The 25,800-nt window shown below is 44.3% G+C and carries 26 protein-coding genes; 17 read left to right on the top strand and 9 right to left on the bottom strand.

What is annotated here, in order from left to right:
* Positions 1-159 precede the first annotated feature (159 nt).
* The 3 genes from VP98_RS13385 (at position 160) to VP98_RS13375 (ending at position 3,007) form a co-directional block, all read left to right on the top strand.
* Positions 160-669 (top strand): flavin reductase family protein, encoded by a 510-nt coding sequence (locus VP98_RS13385; protein ID WP_046175889.1) that lies wholly within the window; start codon positions 160-162, stop codon positions 667-669.
* A gap of 165 nt (positions 670-834) precedes the next feature.
* Positions 835-1,311 carry a C40 family peptidase gene (locus VP98_RS13380; protein ID WP_046175938.1) on the top strand — a complete coding sequence of 159 codons (477 nt, stop codon included), beginning with the start codon at positions 835-837 and terminating at the stop codon, positions 1,309-1,311.
* A 232-nt stretch (positions 1,312-1,543) separates the two neighbouring features.
* Positions 1,544-3,007, top strand: coding sequence for a glycoside hydrolase family 1 protein (locus VP98_RS13375; RefSeq protein WP_046175888.1), 1,464 nt, complete (start codon positions 1,544-1,546; stop codon positions 3,005-3,007).
* A gap of 38 nt (positions 3,008-3,045) precedes the next feature.
* Here VP98_RS13375 and VP98_RS13370 read toward each other — a convergent pair whose 3' ends face one another.
* Positions 3,046-3,780 (bottom strand): MurR/RpiR family transcriptional regulator, encoded by a 735-nt coding sequence (locus VP98_RS13370; RefSeq protein WP_046175887.1) that lies wholly within the window; start codon positions 3,778-3,780, stop codon positions 3,046-3,048.
* A gap of 59 nt (positions 3,781-3,839) precedes the next feature.
* The gene (gene murB, locus VP98_RS13365) at positions 3,840-4,736 is read right to left on the bottom strand and encodes a UDP-N-acetylmuramate dehydrogenase (protein ID WP_407919219.1); all 897 of its coding nucleotides are present in this window, start codon (positions 4,734-4,736) and stop codon (positions 3,840-3,842) included.
* Positions 4,737-4,927: 191 nt separating this feature from the next.
* Between murB and VP98_RS13360 the strand changes: the two genes are divergently transcribed.
* Positions 4,928-5,290, top strand: a complete 363-nt coding sequence (locus VP98_RS13360; RefSeq protein WP_046175885.1) for a YidH family protein — start codon at positions 4,928-4,930, stop codon at positions 5,288-5,290.
* Between the two features lie 374 nt (positions 5,291-5,664).
* Here VP98_RS13360 and VP98_RS13350 read toward each other — a convergent pair whose 3' ends face one another.
* Positions 5,665-5,964 (bottom strand): DUF2178 domain-containing protein, encoded by a 300-nt coding sequence (locus VP98_RS13350; protein WP_231584182.1) that lies wholly within the window; start codon positions 5,962-5,964, stop codon positions 5,665-5,667.
* Positions 5,957-6,169 carry a helix-turn-helix transcriptional regulator gene (locus tag VP98_RS13345; RefSeq protein WP_046175882.1) on the bottom strand — a complete coding sequence of 71 codons (213 nt, stop codon included), beginning with the start codon at positions 6,167-6,169 and terminating at the stop codon, positions 5,957-5,959. Before VP98_RS13345 ends, VP98_RS13350 begins: the two co-directional genes overlap by 8 nt.
* Before the next feature lie 322 nt (positions 6,170-6,491).
* Here VP98_RS13345 and VP98_RS13340 point away from each other — a divergent pair, with 322 nt between their 5' ends.
* Positions 6,492-7,514 carry a C40 family peptidase gene (locus VP98_RS13340; RefSeq protein ID WP_082087931.1) on the top strand — a complete coding sequence of 341 codons (1,023 nt, stop codon included), beginning with the start codon at positions 6,492-6,494 and terminating at the stop codon, positions 7,512-7,514.
* Between the two features lie 316 nt (positions 7,515-7,830).
* Here the strand turns inward: VP98_RS13340 and VP98_RS13335 are convergent, their stop codons facing one another.
* From VP98_RS13335 to VP98_RS13320, 4 genes are all read right to left on the bottom strand, one after another.
* Positions 7,831-8,805: a carbohydrate kinase family protein gene (locus VP98_RS13335; RefSeq protein ID WP_046175881.1), complete on the bottom strand. Its 975-nt coding sequence runs from the start codon at positions 8,803-8,805 to the stop codon at positions 7,831-7,833.
* Positions 8,806-8,808: 3 nt separating this feature from the next.
* Positions 8,809-10,281, bottom strand: a complete 1,473-nt coding sequence (locus VP98_RS13330) for a glycoside hydrolase family 32 protein (protein WP_046175880.1) — start codon at positions 10,279-10,281, stop codon at positions 8,809-8,811.
* 56 nt (positions 10,282-10,337) lie between these two features.
* A complete protein-coding gene (locus tag VP98_RS13325) occupies positions 10,338-11,777 on the bottom strand; it encodes a sucrose-specific PTS transporter subunit IIBC (protein ID WP_046175879.1) in 1,440 nt (479 codons plus the stop codon).
* A gap of 165 nt (positions 11,778-11,942) precedes the next feature.
* Entirely contained in the window at positions 11,943-12,941 is a 999-nt protein-coding gene (locus VP98_RS13320; protein ID WP_046175878.1) for a LacI family DNA-binding transcriptional regulator, read from the bottom strand.
* A gap of 320 nt (positions 12,942-13,261) precedes the next feature.
* Between VP98_RS13320 and VP98_RS13315 the strand changes: the two genes are divergently transcribed.
* The 9 genes from VP98_RS13315 (at position 13,262) to VP98_RS13275 (ending at position 23,200) form a co-directional block, all read left to right on the top strand.
* Positions 13,262-14,722 carry a glycoside hydrolase family 32 protein gene (locus tag VP98_RS13315; RefSeq protein ID WP_046175877.1) on the top strand — a complete coding sequence of 487 codons (1,461 nt, stop codon included), beginning with the start codon at positions 13,262-13,264 and terminating at the stop codon, positions 14,720-14,722.
* Between the two features lie 180 nt (positions 14,723-14,902).
* On the top strand, positions 14,903-15,649 hold the full coding sequence (locus VP98_RS13310; RefSeq protein WP_046175876.1) for a DUF2087 domain-containing protein: 747 nt from the start codon (positions 14,903-14,905) through the stop codon (positions 15,647-15,649).
* 13 nt (positions 15,650-15,662) lie between these two features.
* Positions 15,663-16,013: a GIY-YIG nuclease family protein gene (locus VP98_RS13305; RefSeq protein WP_046175875.1), complete on the top strand. Its 351-nt coding sequence runs from the start codon at positions 15,663-15,665 to the stop codon at positions 16,011-16,013.
* 470 nt (positions 16,014-16,483) lie between these two features.
* The gene (locus VP98_RS13300) at positions 16,484-17,290 is read left to right on the top strand and encodes an ABC transporter permease (protein ID WP_046175874.1); all 807 of its coding nucleotides are present in this window, start codon (positions 16,484-16,486) and stop codon (positions 17,288-17,290) included.
* Positions 17,291-17,294: 4 nt separating this feature from the next.
* Complete coding sequence (locus VP98_RS13295) at positions 17,295-18,074, top strand: ABC transporter ATP-binding protein (protein ID WP_046175873.1); 780 nt, start codon at positions 17,295-17,297, stop codon at positions 18,072-18,074.
* A gap of 13 nt (positions 18,075-18,087) precedes the next feature.
* The gene (locus VP98_RS13290; RefSeq protein ID WP_046175872.1) at positions 18,088-19,155 is read left to right on the top strand and encodes an ABC transporter substrate-binding protein; all 1,068 of its coding nucleotides are present in this window, start codon (positions 18,088-18,090) and stop codon (positions 19,153-19,155) included.
* Between the two features lie 194 nt (positions 19,156-19,349).
* Complete coding sequence (locus tag VP98_RS13285) at positions 19,350-21,509, top strand: methyl-accepting chemotaxis protein (RefSeq protein WP_046175871.1); 2,160 nt, start codon at positions 19,350-19,352, stop codon at positions 21,507-21,509.
* A gap of 157 nt (positions 21,510-21,666) precedes the next feature.
* The gene (locus VP98_RS13280) at positions 21,667-22,686 is read left to right on the top strand and encodes a ThiF family adenylyltransferase (RefSeq protein ID WP_046175870.1); all 1,020 of its coding nucleotides are present in this window, start codon (positions 21,667-21,669) and stop codon (positions 22,684-22,686) included.
* A 13-nt stretch (positions 22,687-22,699) separates the two neighbouring features.
* The gene (locus VP98_RS13275) at positions 22,700-23,200 is read left to right on the top strand and encodes a MogA/MoaB family molybdenum cofactor biosynthesis protein (RefSeq protein ID WP_046175869.1); all 501 of its coding nucleotides are present in this window, start codon (positions 22,700-22,702) and stop codon (positions 23,198-23,200) included.
* A gap of 94 nt (positions 23,201-23,294) precedes the next feature.
* On the opposite strand, the gene moaC is transcribed toward VP98_RS13275, so the two are convergent.
* Complete coding sequence (gene moaC, locus VP98_RS13270) at positions 23,295-23,789, bottom strand: cyclic pyranopterin monophosphate synthase MoaC (protein WP_046175868.1); 495 nt, start codon at positions 23,787-23,789, stop codon at positions 23,295-23,297.
* Positions 23,790-23,857: 68 nt separating this feature from the next.
* Between moaC and VP98_RS13265 the strand changes: the two genes are divergently transcribed.
* From VP98_RS13265 to moaD, 3 genes are read left to right on the top strand one after another with little or no spacing between them, the layout of a single operon-like run.
* On the top strand, positions 23,858-25,117 hold the full coding sequence (locus tag VP98_RS13265) for a molybdopterin molybdotransferase MoeA (protein ID WP_046175867.1): 1,260 nt from the start codon (positions 23,858-23,860) through the stop codon (positions 25,115-25,117).
* Complete coding sequence (locus VP98_RS13260; protein WP_046175866.1) at positions 25,102-25,560, top strand: molybdenum cofactor biosynthesis protein MoaE; 459 nt, start codon at positions 25,102-25,104, stop codon at positions 25,558-25,560. Before VP98_RS13265 ends, VP98_RS13260 begins: the two co-directional genes overlap by 16 nt.
* Positions 25,557-25,790, top strand: a complete 234-nt coding sequence (gene moaD, locus VP98_RS13255) for a molybdopterin converting factor subunit 1 (RefSeq protein ID WP_046175865.1) — start codon at positions 25,557-25,559, stop codon at positions 25,788-25,790. Before VP98_RS13260 ends, moaD begins: the two co-directional genes overlap by 4 nt.
* Positions 25,791-25,800: the final 10 nt, after the last annotated feature.

Below are 25,800 nucleotides of genomic sequence, written 5' to 3'. Positions count from 1 at the left end.
TTTTACCGCCCGAGGCGTCATGAATTTTGCCTCTAAACAGCATATTCCGCCCCAAAAAGCTGTTTTCTTAATAAGAAACAGTTTTTTTGTTCAAAAGTGGTAAAAAATCCAGAGGCGCGATACGATAAAAGAAGATCAGTTACTAAAGGGGGAGAAAAAATGGCAGGCGAGCAAAAACAGCAGTTATTTAAAGAAGCAATGGGCAATTACCCGACAGGTGTTACTGTTGTAACAACAGCAGCTGCTAACGGCGAGCCAGTAGGACTAACCGTTAATTCATTTGCGTCCGTCTCACTGGACCCGCTTTTAATTCTATGGTCGATTGATCATAAAGTGTCAACCATTCAAGAGTTTGTAAAAAGCGGAAAATTCGCGGTCCATATTCTGGCCGGGGACCAGCAGGATCTTTGTATGACGTTTGCCACAAAAGGCGTGGACCGCTTCAGCACCTGTAAATGGTCTTTTTCACCAGAATACAATCTGCCGATTATCGAAGGCGCGTTTGCTGTGCTGCAGTGTAACACATTCAAAACAGTTGAAGCAGGGGACCATACAATTTTGATTGGGGAAGTAGACGATATCCAGATTAACGCCGATAAAGATCCGATGCTTTATCACCGGCGGCATTTCGCTTCCATACCGGCAGAGTTTTATAATACAAATAAATAAAAGAAAAAGCATGGGCGCTGTCCATGCTTTTTTATATTCTGGCGCTTCCAGCGTTTGCTTCACTAAATTAGCCAACAAAAAAATTTTTTAAGAATGTTTAAAAGCAAGGCTCATATATTTATCTTTGTGGTTTATTTTTCAAATCGAGGAGGAAGAAAAGTGGTTATGAATTTGTCAGGTGTAAAATGGGCAGCAGCGGCTTTTGCAATTTTGTCTCTGGCAGCGGCATTTCTGTTTGGCCCGGTTTCAAATGCGTCTGCATCGATTAATTATGGGGAGGAAGCTGCGGCCACAGCCGGCAGGTATGTGGGAACCCCTTATAAATATGGCGGGACAACCCCAAAAGGATTTGATGCAAGCGGCTTTACCCAATATGTGTACAAAACGGCGTCAGCCAAAATGGCTATTCCGCGTACAAGCACAGAACAGTACAAAATAGGAAAAGCGGTTAGCAAAAAAGAATTAAAAGCAGGAGACCTGGTTTTTTATGCAACCGGCGTGAAAGGAAAAGTATCGTTTGTGGGTATCTATGATAAAAACGGGACCTTTATCGGCGCAACCTCCAAAGGAGTAAAAGCCGTAAAAATGAGTGATAAGTACTGGCAGGACCGGTATATAGGAGCAAAGCGAATTATAAAATAAAAACCCATGCTTCGCTAAAATGAGGGAATATGCTGTACGGGTAAAAAAGCGGTCTGCTGTGTTTAAGGCAGGCCGCTTTTTTGATATTTAAAAAAAAGGAAGTAACAGGGCGGAACAACAGAGTAACAAGTTTCAATTCACGTTATACCGGACAAAATCAGTGTCTTTTATTTACCGGGAAATTGGTACACGCTAGGATAAGAATAAAATATAGAAAAGGAGCGGGAGCACTATGGCGTACGAAATAAAGTTTCCTGAGAATTTTTTATGGGGCGGCGCAACAGCGGCTAACCAGATAGAAGGGGCCTACAATGAAGCCGGCAAGGGACTGTCAAATAACGATGTGATCGAGCGGATTAAGCCGGAGGACCGGAAAAAGCTGCATTTGCCATTTCCCTCAACAGAAGAAGTAAAAGAAGCGCTTCGTGATGAAGCAAGCCGCCATTTTCCGAAGCGGTACGGCATTGATTTTTACCATCGCTATAAAGAAGATATCGCGTTGTTTAAAGAATTAGGATTTAAAGCATTCCGGCTGTCGATTGCCTGGACTCGTATTTTTCCGAATGGGGATGAGGCAGAGCCAAACGAAGCGGGGCTTGCTTATTACGATGAACTGTTTGACGAGCTTCTGAAAAACGGCATCGAGCCGGTGGTGACGTTGTCTCATTATGAAATGCCGCTTCACCTGTCCATGGAGTATGGCGGCTGGACCAATCGGAAAACGATTGATTTCTTTACGCGCTATGCAAAAACGGTTTTGAATCGCTTTAAAGATAAAGTGAAATACTGGATCACCTTTAATGAAATTAACTCAATTTTAATGAGTCCCTTTATCAGCGGCGGATTCCTGCGGGACCAGGTGAAGGAAGAAGAAGTACTGCAGGCATCATTTCAGGCAGCGCATCATCAGCTTGTTGCAAGCGCCAGAGCGGTTGAAGCATGCCGCCGTCTTGTGCCTGGCGGGAAAATTGGCTGCATGGTGCTGGGTATGCTGAATTATTCAAATACGCCGCATCCCGGCGACATGCTGGCGGCACTCCAGGACCAGCATAAAACCTTTTTCTTTACAGATGTTCATGTGCGCGGGCACTATCCTGCTTATATGAACCGCTTCTTCCATGAGAACAATATTACGATTGAGATGGCACCGGAAGATGACCAGGTGCTGAAAGAAAATCTTGTTGACTTTGTTTCTCTCAGCTACTATATGTCCACGGTATCTGCGCGGCCGGAAACTGCCGGTGAGCAGGCAGCGGGAAATATTTTAACCAATTTGAAAAACCCATATTTGGAAGCCTCGGATTGGGGCTGGCAGATTGATCCGACTGGCCTTCGCACTCTGCTGAACATGTTTTATGAACGGTATGAAAAACCGCTTTTTGTAGTGGAAAATGGACTTGGAGCTTTTGATAAAGTAGAAGAAGATGGTTCAATTCATGATCAATACCGCATCGATTATTTGGGCCGGCACATTGCAGCGATGAAAGAAGCGGTGGGTGACGGGGTTGACTTAATGGGCTATACAGCCTGGGGCCCGATTGATCTTGTCAGCTTCTCTACATCTGAAATGTCCAAACGGTACGGGTTTATTTACGTTGACCTTGATGATGATGGAAAGGGAACCCTGGCTCGAAGCAAAAAGAACAGCTTTGCCTGGTATCAAAATGTGATTGCGACAAATGGAGAAGAACTATAATTTTAAAAAACGGATTGCTTTCAGGCGCAATCCGTTTTTTATTGTTTTTGCCGGGACAGCCGGTATATTTCCCGGGCAAGTGATTCAAGAATATAAACAACAGGTACCTGGGTGGTAATATTGGATTCTTCGAAACGCTCTTCTGAAACATAATAAGAGAGATTCAAATCGGAAATTTTAGCCACGGTACAATGCTTATTGTTTGTAATACTGATTACAACGCTTCCTGCTTCACGCATCTGGTGTGCGTGCCGGACTGTATAATCATTTTCACCGGAAACAGATAAAACAACGGTTGCGCTGTTTTGAAGGAAATCTGTATGGATTGGGTAGTGAGGGTCTTTTATGTACAAAGCCAGCTTTCCCAGGCTGGAAAAATAGCGGGCGCCGTATTCCGCCAAAATGCCGGAGCTGCCAATGCCAATAAAAATAATACTGTCTGCTGCTTCCATAATACGTGCCGCTTCTGAGATATGTTCTTCAATAGGACCATTCAGCGTTCGCTCAAAAAATTCTGTGACCGAATGGTTCATGCTTTTCAGATGCTTTTGGCCATCTTCTTGTAAATGAAGCTTCAGCCTTACCTTAAATTCAGAAAATCCATCACAGCCTGCTTTTCGGCAGAAGCGTAAAATGGTGGCAGTGGAGACATGTGTTTCGGCTGCCAGCTCACGGATACGCATATAAATCACTTTATGGCTGTTTTTTGAAATGTATTGATATACAGCGGTTTCAAGCTCATTGAAAGAAGCAATCATTTCATTTGTAAACACTCCGGTATCTTCTCCTATAAAAAAAGCCGCTTTGTTATAAAAGAAAGCGGCTTTTTTGCTTATTCTTCACCGATAATTTTCACTTCTGTTTCCAGCTGAACGCCGAATTTTTCATATACGGTTTTTTGTGCATGACGGATCAGATGCAAATAATCGCTTGAAGAAGCGCTATCTACATTAACAATAAAGCCCGCATGCTTAGTAGAAATTTCAGCGCCGCCGATACGGGTTCCCTGGAGGCCGCTGTCCTGGATGAGTTTTCCAGCGAAGTATCCGGCCGGGCGTTTGAAAACACTTCCGCATGAAGGGTATTCCAGCGGCTGTTTAGATTCGCGAAGAGCAGTAAACGTGTCCATCGCTTCTTTAATTTCCTCATAGTTTCCAGGCTTTAGCTCAAAAACAGCCTCTAAAATAATATAATCTTTTTCTGTAAACACACTTTTGCGATAGCCAAAATGAAAGTCGTCTTCTTTTAACGTTATCAGCTCGCCTTCATAGGAAAGGACAACCGCCTTCGTTAAGACATTCGATGTTTCTCCCCCATAGGCTCCTGCATTCATAACAAGGGCTCCACCGACTGAGCCGGGAATACCGCATGCAAATTCAAGTCCCGTTAAATGATGATCAAGAGCTGTGCGGGAAACATCAATAATCTTTGCGCCGCTTCCGGCTGTAATGGAAGTTCCGTCAACGTGAATTTGGTCAAAATATTCCAGGGCAATGACAATGCCGCGCAGCCCTTTATCCCGAACAAGCACATTTGATCCATTGCCTAAAATAGTCAGGGGTGTCTTGTTTTCTTTCGCATATTTGATAACTGTTTGTAAGTCGTCTATATGTTTAGGCTTCACAAAAACATCCGCTGTTCCGCCTGTTTTTGTATACGTATGTTTACAGAGTGGAAACATTGAATACACAGATTGTTCATCAATCTGTTTCTTTAAGTCGTTTGCAATTTGCAGCGCATCGATAGCTGCTCACCTTCCTTTTCGCATAATCCATTCCTATTATAAAGGATATGACGGGATTCGTTAATGATCTTTCTTTTTTTGAGAAATGTTCCCTATGTTTCAGGGTAATGAGTATAGTATAAACAGGATTCTTTCTATTTAATAATGATGGGGTATTTTTTAAAAGAGGTGAGAGAATGGAAAAAACAAAAAGCTCTAAATTTATTCAGCAGCATTTAGCGAATGAACGAACCTACCTTGCCTGGGTACGGACGGCGATCGCCATTATTGGAATTGGGTTTCTTGTTATTAACCTTCATTTTAATTTTCTCCCCCAGCATTCTGCTAAAGCGGATTTGGCGGCCAATGTGGTTGGGATCATCGCTGTCATTTCAGGCCTTTTTGTCATTGGCTTTTCAACATACAGCTACTTTGCGAAAAGCAAAACGATTGATAACGAAGTGTTTAAGCCGGAGAAAAACAGCATTTTGGTTCTGACCGGCATTATTGCCGTGACCATGATTATTTTTGGCCTGTATGTCACCTTTATCTTTTTATGAAAATATTTTAAAGACGAAAAGAAGAGAAGGGATTTCTCAGCCGAAAAGTAGTTTTCTACTAGCCAGAAACAAACGTTTTTTGAAGAGCAATGTCAAGGGCTGCCGTCTGCTTCACCTGTCCGCTCGTCCTGCGGAAGTTTCCGCCGGCAGCCCTCCGCCCGTTGTTTTTCTAAAAAAGAAAGAAATATAAAGAGGTTTTTCTGCCATTCCCCTTTTAATGTATAAAAGAAAATCACCCGGGTTTTCCTTTTGTGATTTTTCCTTTCTGCCAGCTTGTAAATGCTGCCTTTTCTATACTTGGACAATATATCATGCCGGCATCTTATTCACATGCAAATATGCTGGATTTAAACGGGCGAATAGATAGCCAGCTTTTAATGATCCTGCGAGTAATAAATAGAGGTAAACAAAAAACCGATACAGTGAGCAACATACAGTGCGGTCATTAAAAAAAAGGAAAAGGAAATACCGTCAACAAAAATGACAACAGCCCATGCAATAATCAGTACTCCGAAGGTAATATTCCAGGAAGCCGCTCTTGCCTTCCTGCTTAACTCCTTCTGCCTTTCGTCAAACCATCTTTTTTTCCTGCCGATCCGGCGGTTAATCAAATAAACGATCCCGGCAATAAGCAGTCCTGCGGCAAGTCCGGATAAGCCAATTAAATTATTCATCAATGTTTTCATCTCCTTCAAAAATAAACAGCTCTTCAATTGAACAGCGAAAGACTTGAGCGAGTTTGTGGGCAAGCACGAGCGAGGGTTTGTATTTCCCTTTTTCCAGTGAAATAATGGTCTGTCTCGATACATTTAATTTTGTTGATAAGTCTTCTTGAGTGATTTGAAAAAAAAGGCGTTTTTCTTTAATTTTATTTTGCATAAATTCCCTCTATTCGTAAAGCTTACTTTACGTAAAGTGTACTTTACAAACATGCTGATGTCAACCTTGCTTTACATTGATAAAAAAATAAGCCAAAAGGAGGGGGTAAGGAATTCTTGAGAGACAAACCCGACTATAGTCATGCAAAAAAGAAAAAAACCTAGTGAAATAAAATTAATGGATGGAAAATAAAAGGATGTATTATTACAAAAGGGTCGAAAAATGTAATTTTAACGTAAAACATTGTAATGTTTATTTTTGCTAGAATGAGATTTATAAGGAAGATAAAAAAAGAAGAGTGAGAGAATCGGGGAGGTACAGTGTGAACAGTTGCAAAAAAGCAATTTTTTCGTTTTTGGCTATCATCTTGTTTTTAAGCATGTCTCCGCTGACAGCTGTTAAAACAGAAGCCGCTTCTATTGGTGAGTCAGTTGTCGCTTATGGGAAAAAGTTCATAGGCGTACCGTACGTATGGGGAGGAACAACTCCAGGCGGCTTCGATTGCTCTGGTTTTGTTCAATATATTTATAAAAATGTGGCCGATGTTTCTTTACCGCGGACAACCGGCGAGCAGTATGCTGTAGGCACTGCTGTAGCAAAAAGCGAATTACAGGTCGGAGACCTCATTTTCTATGCAAACACATACAAAAAAGGAATTTCCCATGTAGGGATTTATGCTGGAAACAATCAAGTGTTAAACGCAACATCCAGCAAGGGAATTGCATTGGTTTCAATGAATGATTCTTATTGGGGTCCAAAATACGCTGGAGCGAAGCGCGTATTAGCCGGGCCTGCATCCTCCATTGCGGCACCGGATTGGTTTACTGATGTTCCTGCAGCATCTATTACCTATCAGGCTATTAAAACATTAACTGAAAGCAATATTATTAATGGATATAATGATTATACTTTCCGTCCAGATGAACAAGTAACCCGGGGCCAGGCAGCCGCTATTTTAAATCGTGTGTTAGGACTTCAAGCGCAGGCCTCATCAAGCTTTACCGATGTACCAGCCGGGAACGCTTTTGCGGCAGATATCGCAGCGATCCAGGAAGCCGGCATTATTAATGGTTTTGATGATCAAACATTCCGCCCGTATAACAATATGACCCGCAATGAAATGGCTATTATTATTCACAGGGCATTTGAATTAGAACTGCCAGCAGCAGCGGCAGGCCCAATTTATTCGGATGTTAATTCCAGCCACTGGGCTTATGCTGGAATTCTAACGGTCGCTTCTACTGATAAAATCGGATTCTTCCAAAATGAAAAATTTGATGGATCAAAAACAGCGACACGTGAGGCATTTACAGCAGCTATCTTCAATGCAATGAATGCAAATTAAAAAAGCACTGCCCTGATACAGGGCGGTGCTTTTTGTGTTGAAAAAAAGAAGCGGAAACGAGATAAAAAGCCATTTAAGACAATCGGGATAACGGTAAATCAAAGTAAAGCGGTAAAACTGCCACGGAATGGCGGGATACAATGGGAATAATGACATATCGGTACTTGCAGCTATATATTATCGAAGGCTTAAATCAAGAAAAGCTGCTTTCGCTAGATCGGTATTTTACCAGGAGAAAATTGATTATCTGGCTTATGTAACGGAAACGAAACCGTTCGTCTGCCTGGGTAAAATAAATATAATAATCCCCCCTGGATTAAAGGGGGGATGTCAGCATTTCGTTTATTTGACGAATGGAAGGGAGGGAAGAGATAGCTCCTTTTCCTGTTGTGGTGATGGCGCCGGCTGCGTTGGCAAACTGCAGCATTTCTTCGCCATGCTGCTCGAGAATGGATAAGCTGTTTTCCGGCGCTGTCTCTAACTCAAGCATTTGGAATAAAAAGCTGCCGATAAAGGCATCGCCGGCACCCGTTGTATCCTGAACCTGTACAGAAAAGCCGGCCGACTCCATTTTCCTATCATTCATATACAGAGCCGCGCCATCCGCGCCTCGCGTGTAAATGACTGCTTTCACATCGCCAGTGAAAAGAGACTTGATGGCTGCTTGTTCATCTGAAAGCCCGGTAATAAACTCAAGCTCTTCATCAGATATTTTTATAAGGTGGGCTTTCGGAATAAAGGATAAAATGGTTTCGCGGCACGCCTCCTCACTGTCCCAGAGCGGCAGCCGGACATTTGGATCAAAGCTGACAAAAGCTCCGTTTCTTTTCGCTGATTCGATTGCTTTCAGGTGAGCATGCTTCATCGGACTTTCTACTAAATCAACCGAGCAGAAGTGCAAAATATCTCCGGCAGAGAAAAGAGATTCATCCACTTCATCCGCGGTCATAAGCAAATCCGCGCAGGGCTTCCGGTAAAAAGAAAAGTCACGCTCGCCATCTTCACGGAGTGAAACAAAAGCAAGAGCCGTATTGGCTTCACTTGTGCGAATAATATGCTTTGTTTCCACACCGGCTTCGGCAAGTTTTTCTAATAAAAAGTCTCCAAAGGCGTCTTCACCCAGTTTGGTCAGCATTGCCGAGCTTCCTCCAAGCTTTGACACGGACGCCGCTACATTGGCAGGAGCTCCGCCTGGCGCTCGTTCAAAGGAAACAACATCTTTTAAAGCTTTTCCTTTTTGCAGTGGAATAAAGTCAATTAGTACTTCTCCAATTGAATAAAGTGTCCCCATTTTTTATCCTCCTATCGTCCACTTTGCCGCATTGCACGATGCTTGGCCGCCATTTGCGAAAAAGCGGATATCGGTACTCCCAGCACCGGGAAAAATGCGGCTTGTAAATACTTCCATTCCATCATTTACAAACAATTCCAGCGAGGATGAATCTACGAATAAATGAAAGGTGACTTGTTCAGCTTCCAGGCGGCAGCTACGAACCGTTCCATATGCAGAATCCGAAAGAGCGCCGGAATTTGTTCGGTCGACCATGACCTTTTGCTGAAGAGCATCATATGTGATAACGGTTTTTTCTGTTTCACTGGCACGGATTTCAATTCCGCATGAATCAGCATCCTGCAGCTCAAAAGAGCAAATTAGTTCAAATGCAGTTCCGCTGAAACCATCAAATGATTTTACCTCATCATGTAACTCGGCGGCAGCTTCTGCTTTCAAGCCGCGCAGACTTTGAAGCTCTCGGATCGGCCGCTGGATAAGCCGCCCATTTTCAATGGTAATTTCACGCGGGAGTGTCAGGCAGTGGGCCCATCCATGTTTATCAGTTGGATAAGATATCTCAGGGAGGCCCATCCAGCCGACCATAATCCGCCGCCCATCCGGCGCTTCCATTGTTTGCGGTGCATAAAAGTCAAAGCCGCGGTCCAACTCCTGAAAGCTGCCGTGCTGCATGGTGTGTGTGTGAACATCCAAATTGCCGAGCACGTAACCCGATTGATAAATATTATGATAGCAGTCGCCGTCCGGCGCAATACCCTGCGGTGAAAAAACGAGAACACCCTGTCCGTTGACAGTAAAATAATCCGGGCATTCCCACATATAGCCAAAGCGGGGGAGAGAGGTTGTAATTTCTCCTTCAAAAGTCCATGACTCCATATCAGGAGAACTGTATAAAACAACACAGCCGGTTTTGTTGATCCGCTGCGCGCCGATAATGGCATAAAACAGGCCGTTTTCTTCCCATACCTTCGGGTCACGAAAATGATCGGTATAGCCATCAGGCACGTCATTGATAACGGACTTTTTCCATTTGGAAACGATGCCCTGTTCATTCATAACGGCAATATTCTGCTTGGGATGGCGAACCCAATTTTCATCGCGCGTATTGCCGGTATACATTAAATAAAGCTGGCCATTGTGTTCGATGCCGCTGCCAGAATACGCTCCATGGCTGTCGGTTTCATCGTTTGGGTGAATCGCAATACCGGCATTCTCCCAGTGAACAAGATCTTTTGATTTTGTATGATACCAGTATTTTATTCCATGAACGGGGCCAAGGGGAAACCATTGATAAAATAAATGATATTCGCCGTTGTAGAAGGAAAAGCCATTTGGATCATTCAGCAGGCCTGTTTCAGGCTGAATATGATAGGTTTGCCGCCATGGGCAGGCCTTTACTTGATTTGTCAGTTTCTTTAAGTCTTCCTTTGTTGCATCTTCAATTCGTGTGTATCGTTCCGCTGTTGTCCACTGCAACAAAATCACTCCTCTATTAAAATAAAATGGAGGATTTCTCCTCCATTTTTAACGTTTTAAGCCGCTTCTTGAACAGCCTGTTTTTTTTCCGTTCGTTTCCCAAGCACAATCGTAACAGCAAAAGCAACGACAATGGCAATGACCATACCGATAACATATTGGGCGAGCCCTTCATGCTGAACGGAAATAATGCCCGGAAGCCCCGCAGCACCCAGTGCGATTGCTTTCACTTTGAAGAATGTTACAAAAGCAGTTGCTACGGCGGAACCGATAATGGCGCCGATAAATGGATAACGAAGCTTCAGGTTAACACCAAACAGGGCAGGCTCCGTAATGCCGAGCAGGGCAGAAACACCGGCAGCAGAAGCTGTCCCTTTCAGCTTTTTGTTTTTTGTCATCATAAAGACGGCAAGTGTGGCAGCCCCCTGAGCTACATTGGACATCGTAGCGACAACAAAGATAAACGATCCCCCTGTTTTTGCGATATCTGCAAGCAGCTGTGTTTCTACCGCAATAAAGCTGTGATGCATGCCGGTAATAACAATTGGGGCATACAGAAGGCCAAACAAAGCGCCTCCGATAAAACCAGTTGTATCATACATCCAAATTAAACCATCTGACAAAAGGTTGCCGGCTGAACGAGTAATAGGGCCGACTAACGTAAACGTTAAAATGCCGGTAATAAAAATAGTTAAAAGCGGTGTCAGTAAATTATCAAAAATAGATGGAATCACTTTCCGAAGAAATGTTTCTACTTTAGCCAGAATAAATGACGCGGCCAGTACAGGCAGAACAGTTCCCTGGTAACCAACTTTTTCGATTTCAAAACCGAAAATGGACCAGACAGGAATGTCGCCGCTGATAACGGCATCTCCAAGGTTATAAGCATTAAGAAGGTCCGGGTGAACCATCAGCATACCGAGTGTTGCCCCCAAATAGGGATTGCCTCCAAATCGCTGGGTAGCAGAAAAGCCGATTAAAATAGGCAGGAAAACAAAGGCGGCATTGGCAAAGGTATTAATAAGAGCGGCAAGATCCGCCATGTTTGGATAGGCTTCAATCAAAGATTTTCCATCAATAAACAATCCCTGGGCTGTCAGCAGATTATTGAGGCCCATCAGCAAACCGCCGGCAACAATCGCTGGAATAATTGGAACGAAAATATCAGACAGCATTTTGACAAGCTGCTGGAGCGGATTCATCTTTTTGGCACCTGCACTTTTTACGTCTGCTGTCGACATTCCCTCTGTACCGGTCATTTTTGAAAATTCCTGATACACTTTATTGACAGTGCCGGAGCCAAAAATAATTTGGAACTGGCCGCCGGTTGAGAATGTGCCTTTGACGCTCTCCATTGAATCAAGCTTTTCCTGGTTAACAAGAGACTCATCATGCAGAGCGAGGCGCAGGCGGGTAGCACAATGTGCAGCGGCAGCGATATTTTCCTTGCCGCCGATGGCTTCAAGCGTATCCCGGGCGATTTCATTGTAATTCACACTATTTCCTCCTTTGTGGGCGAAGCGTATTAGTCCCTAAAAAATAATTAACAAATAGATAGGAACCGGTTCCAAAAAAACCGAAAAATATAACCGATTTTAGGAACCGGTTCCAATTTGATTTTTAAAAAATGAAAACGGTTTTGGGAACCGATTTCAAATAGATTATAAATTATGCATTGTACGAATGTCAACACTTTCTCGCAAAATAAGATCAAAACGGGAATAAGCCAGCTTTGGTACTTCTTCTCCCTTTACAAGTTTAGCTATGTGATCAGCCGCCGTTTGTCCTGCTTCTTTAAAATGTATATGGACCGTCGTCAAAGAAGGGTTTGTCATTGCAGTAACCTCATAGCCGCCAAAGCCAGTAATGGAAAGGTCTCTTGGTACTTGAAGCTGCTTTTGGTAGGCTGCTTTCATAGCGCCGAGTGCAATATTGTCTGTGGCGCATACAATAGCCGATGGAGAAAAATCATCTAAAATCCGGCATGCCTGCTCAGCAGCATCACTCATGCTGAAGGTTGTTTCAAAAAAGCGGGCTTCCACATCTGCGGCGTGTTCACCAACTGCCTGGGCAAATCCTTTTTTGCGGTTTACACCTACAGCCACATCATATTCACCAACACCAAGAAAAGCGATTTTTTTGTGTCCCCGCTGTGCAATATATTTGCCTATCGCATAACCGGCCGTTTCATCATCATGCACAAGGCTGTAAACACTTTCGTGCTGCTGGCCGACAAGCAGTACCGGAACATCAATTTCCTCAAATGCTTTTAAATGAGCATTGGTTACTTCCGTGGCAAGCAAAATAATGCCGGCCACTTTTTGTTTGGCGAGGGTATAAATATTTTCAATTTCACGTTTTAAATCCTGACCGGTATTTGATACAAGCATATGATAATTTAATTCTCGCAGACGCTCATCAATTCCCATAAGCGTACGGGATGTGGCATAAGAATCCAGACGGGGAATAATGGTGCCGATAATATTTGTTTTTTTTGCTTTTAAGCTCTGTGCAAAGGCATTTGGGGCATACCCGGTCTCTTGGACTACCAATTCAATTTTTTTCTTTGTTTCTTCGCTTACTGAACCGCCATTTAAATAGCGTGATACCGTGCTTTTTGCCACGCCCGCGATCTTTGCAATATCTGCAATAGTTTTCACGGTTGTTCACTCCATTTCTTTTATATTTCTACTATACAACAAGATAATATCCACTGTTTATTTTGATGAAAAACCAGGCCGCCAGAAACAATATTAACAATCTATTTTTTTATATGAGTTGAAAGATGCTTTTTGCACTGGCCGTTGATGTGTGTAACATCATTTGTTCAGCCTATATAGGCAAACACCCGCTGTTTTGAAAATTGAAGAGATATAAATGAGTATACAATGTTTACTCGTAATATAGTAGAGGGGATAGGTTGATGCAGAGTGGCGTGCATGGCAAGAGAGAATTTCCAAGATCAAGGAGGCAGCTGTAAATGAAGAAAGCGATTGAGAAAGCACAGAAAGCAGTTTTTGAAGCGGCCGGACAGGCGGCAGAAAGCCATTATCGGCCTGGCTATCACATTATGGCGCCAGCCCGCTGGATCAATGATCCAAACGGGCTGATTCAGTGGAAGGGGGAGTATCACGTATTTTATCAGCATCATCCATACGATGTAAAACCAGGAGCGATTCATTGGGGCCACATAAAAAGCAAAGACCTGGTCCACTGGGAGCATTTGCCGATTGCTCTTGCACCCGGTGCAGCATATGACAAAGACGGCTGCTTTTCTGGCAGTGCAGTCGATGATAACGGGGTATTGACGCTTGTTTACACAGGCCATGCAGAGAGCGGAGATGAAATAAAAGAAGTGCAGTGTATTGCGGTAAGCACAGACGGTGTCCATTTTGAAAAGCATCCGCAAAATCCTGTTATTAGTGAACCGCCGGAAGGAGCCGGTGCCGATTTTCGAGATCCAAAAGTGTGGAATCATAATGGCGGGTGGTACATGGTTGTCGGCAGTCAGAAAAATAAGCAGGGGAATGTTCACTTGTATGAATCTGATAATTTATTATCGTGGAAGGATCGTGGAGCGATTGTAAAAAGTGAAGGCAAGCTCGGTTTTATGCTGGAATGCCCGGATTTTTTTGAATTGGAGGGCCGTCATATACTTGTTTTCTCTCCTCAAGGAATGGAGCCGTCGGGTGATGACTTTCAAAATCTGTACCAGACGGGGGTGCTTATTGGTGAATTCGATTATGAGACGGCTTCATTTAAATACGGGGATTTTCAAGAACTTGATAAAGGCTTTGACTTTTATGCAGCCCAGACATTCAAAGATTACCAGGGCCGGCGAATTTTATTCGGCTGGATGAATATGTGGGAAGCAAAGATGCCGGAACAGGCGCATGGCTGGGCAGGAGCCCTTACTCTTCCGCGTGAGCTTGCTTTCAGTGAATCCGGAAAATTGATTATGCGGCCGGTTAAAGAATTGGAAAAGCTCCGCGGTCAAAAAACAATCGCCGGCCCGATGAGTATTTCGGGGATTCAGAAATTGCATTTAGCGGGTGATAAACTTGAGATTGTTGCGGAATTTGAAGCGCGCAATGCCTCGTCATTTGGCTTACATGTCCGCTGTTCAGAAGACGGAAGAGAAAAAACAGTTATCCGTTATGAAGCTGCCAGCCGAAGGGTAGTTTTCGACCGCAGCCAGTCAGGAGAAGGAGAAGGGGGCGTTCGTAAAGCAAAAGTTAACGAATCAGCTGTCATCAGACTGCATCTTTTTATTGACCGCTCGTCCATTGAATTATTTGTCAACAATGGTGAAGTGGTGATGACCGGCCGTATTTATCCGAAAGAGCAAAGCAGGCGTATTGAATTGTTTGCCGATGACGGTGAAGTGAGGCTTATTTCATTTACTGCCTGGAAGTTAAAGGACATTTGGAAAGCTGAATAGCAGCCAGCCTTAAACAAGCTTGAGGCTGAATGAAGCTGTATAAATAATTGGGAAATAGAAAACTAAATAAAATATTTTCATTCCCGTCTTTTTTAAGGACGGTTTTTTTAATTGACTTTTTACAAACAATTAAATAAAATGTTTGTTAATAATTAGATTAAAAAAGGTTGTGTTTAGTAAATGAGTTTATCGGAAGATTTTTGGAATGCTTCGATTGCTGAATTGAAAAAAGGATACATTGAAGAAGAGCGTTCTTTTAATTGCCTGCTATGCGGGATAGAGCTTGAAAAAGGAGTTATTTATCCCTTTAAAGAGACGCTGTATGAAGCGGAGCGCTACATGAAAATTCATATTGAAGAAAAGCATGGCTCGGTATTTAAAGCTGTTATGGAAATGGACAAAAAACTGACAGGGCTGACAGACCATCAAAATAAGCTGCTGCGCCTTTTTTATGAAGGGAAAAGCGATAAAGAGGTTCAGGAAGAAATGGGGGTTGGCAGTTCTTCAACAATTCGGAACCATCGTTTTGTGTTAAAAGAAAAAGAACGGCAGGCGAAAATGTTTTTAACCATAATGGAATTATTAAAAGAAAAAGATAAGCATGCTCCCGCGCTGGTTCCGCCGCATAAGCAGGCGAAAATGATCGACAGCCGCTACAATATCACCAAAGAAGAACAAGAGAAAATAATAAAAAAGTTTATGCCTGAAGGCGTCCTGCTGGCATTCCCGCCCAGAGAAAAGCAAAGATTGATTATTATGCGGGAAGTCGCGAAAAAATTTAATCCAGGACAAATTTATAACGAAAAACAAGCAAATGAGCTCCTGTTAACGGTCTTTGATGATTACGCAAAAGTCAGAAGGTATTTAATTGAGTACGGATTTTTAAACCGCACGCCTGATGGAAGCGAATACTGTATCAGTGAATAAGGGAGGAATAAAAATGGACCGAAAAAAAGAGCTGAAGCGGCAATTCAAAGAAACAAAGTCGGAAGCAGGAATTTATCAAATTAAAAACACAGTAAACGGAAAAGTGTTTATAGGCAGCACACGTAATATAAAAACGTTAAAAGGGCGTAAATTTGAACTTCAAGCAGGAACAAGCACCTATAAAGCTCTTCAGGATGAATGGAATGAATTTGGAAAGGAAGCGTTTCAGTTTGAGATTCTTGAAATCCTGAAAAAGCCGGAAACAGGCTTTTTTGATGAAAAAAGGGCTCTTGAGAAGCTCGAAGAAAAATGGTTGGAAAAAGCACAGCCATACGGGGAAAAAGGCTATCATCGGAAAAAATAAATGATAAAACAGCCGGCTCCTCGCAGGAGCCGGCTGATTTCAATTTGTAGACAAAGTTATTTACTTCATAATTGAACAAATGATTTTTACATATTGTTTCTTAAAAAGCACATGAGAACAGTACTTAGCCAGGGTGAGTGAAACGGCATTCGCAGACCTTCGCGTTCCACGGGCACACGCTGAGTTCTTTTCCGCCTGCCGTCTCCACCGATCTCAGCTGTCCTGCTAGTCCCATTGGAGTCTGTGCCCCGCGCCTGCCGTCTTTGTGGGGAGGAAAACAGCAAAATTTGTTTTTCTTCCTTCTTCATAAGGAACAAAGCGCCATTAATCGTTCATCGTCTCTTCTTTCCTGAAAAAGAACGGGCGAAGCCGCCAGCCCGCAGCCTACTATGCTGCTTTTAGTGACGGGTGTTTGTCCGGGGCACACATTTTCAGCTTCCTGCATATATTTTGAAGAAGAGGTGGTGAAAATGAAGGGTCCGAAAAATCCCATTGAAATGGAAAAGCAGGAATGGCGTAAGCAGCAGGGACAGAAGCGGTTTAAAACATGGCTCACTGTTTGTTCCCCTATCTTTCTTTTGCTGGTGTGGCAGTTCTTATCACAAAGCGGGCTGATTGATGCGCGGTTTTTTCCGCCTCCTACAGCCATTATCTCTACATTTATTGATTTAATCACGAGCGGTGAATTGTTCTACCACATAAATATTTCCTTATTTCGAATCTTCGCAGGATTCTTACTCGGTGTTATTCCCGGAGTTATCCTCGGTCTATGTATGGGTCTATATGCGCCGATCAGACATTTCCTTTCTCCTCTTATTATGGCGCTCATGCCCATTCCCACACTTGCATTGCTGCCGATTATTTTAATTATTTTTGGAATTGGGGAAGTATCAAAAGTCGTAACTATTGCGGGAAGCGTCTTTTTCCCAGTCGTTATCAATACAGTCGCCGGTGTTATTTCAATTGAGTCTATTTATCTGGACGTGGCGAAAAACTATGAGGCGGGAAAAAAAGACTTCTTTTTAAAAATTGCGCTGCCCGGTGCACTTCCCTTTATGCTGGAAGGAATTCAGATGGGCCAGGCCATTGCCCTTCTTACAATTGTCGCTGCTGAAATGATGGGAGCAAAATCAGGAATCGGCTACTTGATTTGGACATCCTACGGCGCATTTTTATTAAAAGAAATGTTTGTCGGGCTGATTCTTATTTCATTTTTCGGGTACATTTTTTCCCTGCTGCTGAGAGGCCTGCAGCGAAAATTACTTCCATGGAGGTGACAGCATGAACTCACATTCGAAAATATTGATCCGGAATTTAACAAAAGTGTTTTATAAAAAACGCAATAGTGTAACAGCGCTTGAAAAGATCTCACTCGATATTGCAGAGGGAGAGTTTGTTTGCCTCGTTGGCCCGAGCGGGTGTGGGAAAACGACACTTCTTCGCATACTAGCTGGACTTGAAAAGCAGAGCTCGGGCCATTTTGAAATAAAAAAAAGCGACCAAAACCGTCCGAGCCAGTCAATGGTTTTCCAGGAACGTGGCGTCCTGCCATGGCTGACAGTGGAAGAAAATGTAGCGTTCGGCCTTACTATGCGCCATTTGCCAAAAGCATACGTGAATGAACGAACTGCCTACTTTCTAAATAAAGTGGGGCTTTCTAAATTCGCCAAAATGTATCCGAAAGAGCTGTCCGGCGGGATGAAGCAGCGGGTCAGCATTGCGCGGGCCTTTGCAAATGACCCGGAAATTCTGCTTATGGATGAGCCGTTTGGCGCTTTAGATGAACAGAACCGGTATATTTTGCAGGAAGAGCTGTTAGCCATTTGGTCTGAAACGAAGAAAACCGTTTTGTTTATTACCCATAGTATAGATGAAGCACTGTATTTAAGTGACCGGATACTGCTGATGAGTGCACAGCCCGGCAAAATAGTGCAGGAGATAAATGTTGATCTGCCGCGCCCGAGAAAATTGGAAGATGTCCGCTCCAGCCCTGAAATGGCCGACAGGTTTTTGAAGATATGGGGGCATTTGCAGGAAGAGGTGCAGGGATCAAGAAAGTAAAGGAGGAAGCCCGATGAAAAAGTGGCTGGGAATGTTAGGAATGCTGGTTTTGCTGGCAGGCTGCGCAGAGGAGGAAAAGGTAGAGGTCAACAACGATGTAAGCAAAGAAAACCCGTCCGGTGACCTGGCTCCTTTAAGCAAAGAGACGAAAGTGATTATCGCAGAAGACGGTTCTGCGTCAGGCGCCGGCTTTTACATTGCCAATGAAAAAGGATATTTTGATGACTACAATATTGAAGTAGAGTTTGCGACATTTGCAAACAGTGATGATATGCTGCCGGCTCTTGCGTCCGGTGAAGTGGATATTGCGGGAGGTATTTCCTCTGCATCCTTTTTTAATGCGATTGCCCAGGGGATTGATGTGAAAATTATTGCAGATAAAGGGCACAACGTGAAAGGAAAATCGTATTTTACTTTTGTAATCGGGGCAGATAAACAAAATGAAATTAAGGAGTACAGTGACTTAAAAGGCAGAAAAATTGCGGTTTCCACGGAGCACGCAGTAGATGATTATATTTTTCAGCTGATGCTGAAAGAAGCGGGTTTAAAGGAAAGTGACGTTGAGTTTGTATTGATGCCGGATTTTGGCAATATGCTGGCCGCGATTCAAAACGGCTCAATTGATGCGGCTCTGCAAATTGAACCGCTTATCACTCAGGGAGTGTCAGAAGGCATTCATGTCCGTTTTGGCGATGCAACGGATTTTGCACCCGAAGCACAAATTGCCATGGTGCTTGGCTCACCGCAATTTATCGATGAAGAACAGGACGTATCCCTGCGGTTTATGGCAGCTTATTTAAAAGGAGTCCGCGATTACAACGATGCCTTTAAAAAGGGCGAGGATAAAGCGGAAATCATTGAAATTATGACAGAGTACACCGCTTTAAAAGAAGCGGATGTATGGAAAGAAGTATTTGTTACAGGACTTGACCCGAACGGAAAAATGTTTACAGAGGACATTCGCAGCCAATATGAAATGTATAAAAGAAATGGGGCAATCCGGGGAGAACTGGATTTCGATAAAGCTATTAACACGGAAGTAACAGAAAAAGCTGTTGAAATAATTGGAGAGTATAAGTAATGAAGTATTGGTATTCTAAAAGAACTGGTTAATAGGTATGTAAAATAAGAAAGAAGCGGATGGTTTAACAAATTATTTGTTAAACCATCCGCTTTTTTAGGAAAAAAGTATTGAATTTAAAGGAAAACAGGAATATAATAACTTTCATAACAAAATCATGTAATGTTTACTTACATTATTAGGCGGTGATGAAAATGAGCATGTTCGGATGGCTGGATATAAAAGAAGGGCTTCCGCTCTGGTGGTCATACCGGTTAAACCGGAGTACAAAAGAATCCGTAGAAGAAGTGTTTGAAGGTATCGCCCGTACAAGAATGATGCTGTTAACCGAATGGGCAGAAGAACAATGGTATTTTCTTGGAAAGATGGCACAGGAATGGCCCCATATTTCACCGCGGGAGTGCGATGCTTATTTACTGAAAAAGCTGCAAAAAAACCGCTACGCAACGGAGCTGTTTATTTTAAATGAAGCCGGTTCTGTTGATTGTTCGACTTTTTCCGGGCGCAGAGGGCAGCAGTCGGATTCAGGCATTTGTAAAGCAGCGAATGAAGCGTTTCGCGGACAAAAACCGTTTCTTCTGGGCCCTTATATAGATCCGGATACAGGAAAAATCGGATCGAAATCCTCTCATTTTCATGATGAAGTCACATTGTTTTTTTTACAGCCGGTTACAGAGAAAGGGCAAGTAAAGCAATTAATCGCGGCCCGCATTCCAAACGATGTACTGGGTGATTTGATTCAGCGTGAAGCGGGCCACATTTATCCCGATTCCGGCGATAATTATTTATTTATGGCCAAATCTAACTTTAATTCCTCTATTATCCCCGGCACGGCTTTGTCACGCAGCCGCTTTGAAGACCGGACATTTACGCACGGAGAAAATTTAAAAGATGGCATACATACAAAGCAATGGGGAACTGTTCGTATTCAAAATCATACCGAATTTGAAATTCGGTTTACAGACCCTGCCACAAATGAACTTCATCCGGGTGTAGCCAATACCATACGGAATGGGAGTAATTTATTTGTTGAATTTCCCGGTTACTCCGATTACCGGCATATTCCTGTTATTGGTAAAGGGGTGACATTTCAAATGCCCGGCTCCCCGGACGTCTGGGGAATGATGTGTGAAGGGGATTTAGAAGAAGTTTACCGTACACGGTCGATTGGCTGGCGTCTCATCAAGCAATTTATGTTATTTTTATTTGCCGGCATTCTTCTTCAGCAGTCATTAAGAATGACACCTTTTATACCGGTGTGGGCAGACGTCTTAATCGGACTTGCATACGGGGCCGGAGTTTCGGCTGTTTTCTATAAAAGAAGCCTGCAGCCCATCATTGAAAGACTTCGAAAAATGACCGATATTACGCGGGCTATCGCAGAAGGCGGCGGAGATTTAACAAGCCGGCTTGATTCAAAGCTGTTGTTTCATGATGAAACAGGTGCACTTGGCCGCTGGGTAAACAATTTGATCGACAGCCAGGACGAGCTGATGAGGAAAGTAAAAGCAGCAGCGCTCGATGTGGAGGAAACCAATCAATCTCTTCGTGAAAAAGCGGGATTTGCTGAAGAGGACTCTCTTCTTGTTATTGAACAAATGGGTGAAATGCTTGAAGCCATTCAGCAGCAGGTTCGGGAAGTAAAGCAGGCAATGGGGCAGGTTGACCAGGTGAGCATTACGCTGTCACAGCTTGAGCAGCAGTCCCAGGACCAGCTTGCACATGCACAGCACGAAGTAGCTGGAATTAATAATAAGATGGATGTGATTGTCGGCAAAGTCAATGAAGCAATGTTCATCACTAATCAGTTTAAAAAGTTATCAGGCAGCATCGGCAGTATTGTCGGCACAATTAATGAAATTGCTTACCAGACAAACCTGCTGGCGCTGAATGCTGCAATTGAAGCGGCACGTGCGGGCAAATATGGAAAAGGATTTGGAGTGGTTGCTCTTGAAATCCGTAAACTTGCTGACCAAACAACCAGCGCAACCAAAGAAATAAGTAACACACTTGACCAAATTGAACAAAGCTCCGCGCAGGTTCGTTCAGCGATTGGTGACAGCAGTGAAGAAGTAGCGAGCGGAGTTGATGTGGTCCACAATGTTCAAAATGTGCTTCTTTCTATGGTGCAGAGCTCGGACTCACAGCCGGATGTCACGGACCAGATGAAAGATATCATCGGGAACATCGCGGTAATCAACGAGCAAAATGCCCGGACGGTGGAGCAGGTGGATGAATCAACCGGGAAAATGGCCGAGCTCATTAAAGAGGTACGTTTTGACTCGGAACAAAGCTCTCTGGTAGTGGAAGTCCTCAGAAGAACAATTGATAAATTTACATTGTCAAAAGGATAATAAAAAAGGGCGCCTCATTATTCGGAGGCGCCCTTCAGTTTTCAAAAGCGCGGGGATAATTAGATTATGTTAAAATGAAAAAACAGAATTTAGATTTGATGAAAAGCAGGCAGGATGCCTCCATATATATAAGCTTTAAAAAGGAAGAGGTGGGGAAATGGAAAACCGGTTTGAAAAGCAGCAAAATTTCTATCCGATTGGTATAGAGGGCCAAAGAAAGCTTGCGAATTCCACTGCAGCCATTATTGGCTGCGGCGCGCTCGGCTCTGCAGCAGCAGACACATTGGCGCGCGCGGGCATAGGGAAGCTTTTGCTTGTTGACCGTGACTATGTAGAATTATCGAATTTGCACCGGCAGCCTCTTTATACAGAAGAAGACGCCAGGGAGATGGTCCCCAAGGTTGAAGCGGCGAAAAAGCGGCTGAAGTCGGTTAACAGCCGTCTGGAGATTGAAACGTGGATGGATCATGCGGATGCCGCGTTAATTGAGCAGCTTGCCCAAAAAAGCGATCTCCTTCTTGATGGCACGGATAATTTTGAAACGCGGCTCGTCATAAATGATGCCAGCATGAAGCATCAAACTCCCTGGATCTATGGAGCCTGTGTCGGCTCAACGAGTATGGTAATGCCGTTTTTGCCAGAAGAAGGCCCCTGCTTCCGCTGTCTTCTTCCCGTTATCCCCTCATCTGCTGAAACGTGTGACACGGCAGGAGTGATTGCGCCGGCTGTGCATCTAACCGCGGCTTTCCAGTGTGCGGAAGCAATGAAATGGCTGACAGGCAATGAGAAGGCGGTGCGGACGGAAATGCTTCGGGTCGATTCATGGACAAATGAGCAGCATTCTTTCGGCATCCGAAAGATGAAGCGTCCGGATTGCCCGGCTTGCGGTGCAAAGCGGACCTATCCTGCCTTGAATCAATCAGAAGAGACAAAGGCGGCGCTTCTGTGCGGCCGTGATACGATTCAGCTGACTCCCGGTTCAGGCCGGAAATTGACGCTTGACGATGGGGAAAAAATTGCCCGTAAATTGGAGCTGCCGCAAAAGCGGACGCCTTATTTTCTGCAAATCCTGACAGAGGAAAGCCGGATTGTTCTTTTTAAAAATGGCCGTTTGTTTTTTCATGGCCTTCAGGATGTGAAACAGGCAATGAAACTATATAATCAGCTGTTTGGCTGATAGGAGGGAAAGCATGTCAGTTGATTTTTCAAATGAAACCCGGTTTTCCGCGGCTGTACTGACCGTGAGTGATACACGGACTCCCGAGACAGACAAAAGCGGCCTGCACATTCAGGCGCTGCTTCAAGAAAGCGGACATCGCATTTCTGGATATAAGATTGTACCGGATGAAAAGAAGGCAATTCGTGAAGCCATTCAAAATTGGCTGCAGAAAGAAACAATGGACATAATCATCGCAACCGGGGGCACGGGAATTGCGCCGCGTGATGTGACCGTTGAAGCGGTAAAACCATTTTTGCAAAAAGAAATACCGGGATTTGGAGAGTTTTTCCGCTATTTAAGCTTAACGGAAGACATCGGCACCCGGGCTATGCTGTCGAGAGCTGTGGCTGGAACAGCGGGCAGCGGAAAACTGCTTTTCGCGCTGCCTGGATCAAAAGGCGCTGTTCATCTCGCTATGCGAAAATTAATTTTACCGGAGGCCGCGCACTTGCTTCATGAAGCCAGAAAATGAAAAACATAAGGCTGATAGGATGCTCATAGGATTAACATCACTTTAATGCCGTAGCCCGGTGTATTTTCGGGTAATGAAAAGCAGAAAGCCTCACTTAAGACTGGCCGCGTTCATAATCGCCGTTTTTTCCGCCCGATTTTTTCTGTAAATAAGTCGGCCCGATCACCATTTCTTTGCCGGAGGCTTTACACATATCGTAAATGGTCAATGCGGCGGCTGAAGCGGCGGTTAATGCCTCCATTTCTACGCCCGTTACACCTTTGGTTTTTGCTTCCGCTTTGATCAAAATAACATAGCGGTCTGCCTTCTCGTCCACATCCCATTCAAAAAGAATGTTAACACCGGTGAGCGGGATCGGATGGCACATGGGGATAATTGAAGACGTTTGTTTGGCGGCCATGATGCCGGCTACCTGGGCAACAGCGAAAACATCCCCTTTTTTATTGGTTCCATTTGAGATCTGAGTATAGATCGATTGATTAACCTGGATAGAAGAGCGGGCAGCAGCCAGGCGGACGGTTTCCGCTTTTTCAGAAACATCAACCATTTTAGCGCGTCCCTGCTCGTTAAAATGCGTAAGTTCAGACATATTGGTCATCCTTTCAATTCATAGATGACTTCAGTATAGCATGGGAAAAAGAAAGGAAGGGAATCAGGATGGTTGAAAAAAGAAAGCCAGTGCCGGTAAAAGAAGCAATAGAGAGAGTGATGAAACGGGTGACACAGCTGGAAAAGGAAACTGTGCCGCTTCATGAAGCGTACGGGCGGATTTTAGCAGAGCCTGTGCGCGCGAGCCACCATGTTCCCCCGTTTGATCGTTCTCCTTACGACGGCTTTGCTGTCCGTTCAGCAGATACACAGGGTGCTTCTGGAGAAACACGCGTGGCTTTTCGTGTTATTGATCATATTGGAGCCGGTGCTGTATCGAAATGCACAGTTGGCGAGCAGGAAGCGGTCCGGATTATGACCGGCGCGCCGCTGCCGGCTGGAGCCGATGCTGTGGTAATGCTGGAGCAGGCTGTTATTGATGAAGATGCCTTTACAATCCGTAAGCCCTTTGGACCGCTTGAAAATGTTTCGTTAAAGGGAGAAGATGCGCGGGAAGGGGAAATCATTGCAGAAGCGGGAACGTTTATAAATCCGGGAGTTGTAGCGGTGCTCGCCACTTTTGGATATGCAAAAGTAACTGTGTCAAAAAAACCGGTCGTAGGCCTGCTTGCGACCGGAACTGAACTCGTTGAAGCCGGTGAGCCGCTTCAGCCCGGGAAAATACGCAATTCAAATGGTCCGATGATTGCAGCACAGCTGGCACGAATGGGAATTGGCTGCCGCCTGCTTGGCTCGCTGCCGGATGATGAAGACGCCTGCTTTGAGCTTGTCAAAAAAGCGGCGGCTGAATGTGATGTCGTGATAACAACCGGCGGTGTCTCGGTTGGAGACTTTGATTTTCTGCCCGCTGTGTATAAACGGCTCGAAGCGGATGTTTTGTTTAACAAAGTCCAGATGCGCCCTGGCAGCGTAACAACAGTGGCACATACAGACAACACTTTTTTGTTCGGGCTATCCGGAAATCCATCTGCCTGCTTTGTTGGTTTTGAACTATTTACACGTCCGGCTATTCTGGCAATGATGGGCAATAGGAAGCCGTTTCTGCCATATGAAAAAGCGGTGCTTGATGATGATTATACAAAGCCGAATCCATTTAACCGGTTTATTAGAGCGGTGTATGAGTCAACGCCGGCGGGAGCGCGTGTCCGTCCGGCTGGTTTTAATAAATCGAATTCGGTTACTTCAATAGCGAGAGGAAATGCATTTATTGTGCTGCCGGGCGGCACACGCGGCTTTCAAAAAGGCGACGAGGTTGATGTGCTGATTATCGGTTCTGAGGAAGGAGTGTCATCATGGGAGCTGAATTAAAACCATTTCATGTAACAGAGGAGCCGCTTGAGTCGGCTGTATATATGGACTATGTCACACATCCGGGAGCGGGAGCAGTCACTCTGTTTGCGGGGACAGTCCGTGAATGGACAAATAGGAAACGGACCATGTATTTAAAGTATGAAGCATATGTGCCGATGGCTGAAAAAAAGTTGGCGCAGCTTGGAGAAGAAATAACAAAAAAATGGCCGGGCTCGCGTGTCGCGATTGTCCATCGAATTGGTGAACTGTCTATCTCGGATATTGCGGTCGTGATTGCGGTATCATCTCCGCATAGAAAAGCGGCTTATGAAGCAAATGAATATGCGATTGAGCAAATAAAAAAAGTCGTGCCGATTTGGAAAAAGGAAATATGGGAAGATGGAGAAGAGTGGATTGGCGGCCAATCGTACAAACCAGAGCAAGGGAGTGGACAGGAATGATTCACCTTTATTATTTTGCCGGGTTAAAAGAAACGGCGGGGAAAGCCGAAGAAAGCCTGCCGTGGGAGGCTGGTACAGCGGCTGACGTACTGCAATGGGCGAAAAACACATATCCTGCGTTTGACTTTTCTGCCGTACAGATGGCGGTTAATGAAGAATATGTGCTTGAGACAGAACCGATAAAACCGGGTGACCATATTGCTTTTATTCCCCCGGTCAGCGGAGGATGACTAAAACTAT

The sequence above is a fragment of the Domibacillus indicus genome, assembly GCF_000970685.1.
In the GTDB taxonomy this organism is placed as follows: domain Bacteria; phylum Bacillota; class Bacilli; order Bacillales; family Domibacillaceae; genus Domibacillus; species Domibacillus indicus.
The sequence above is the reverse complement of the archived record's forward strand: the minus strand, read 5'-3'. Positions and strand labels throughout refer to the sequence as shown.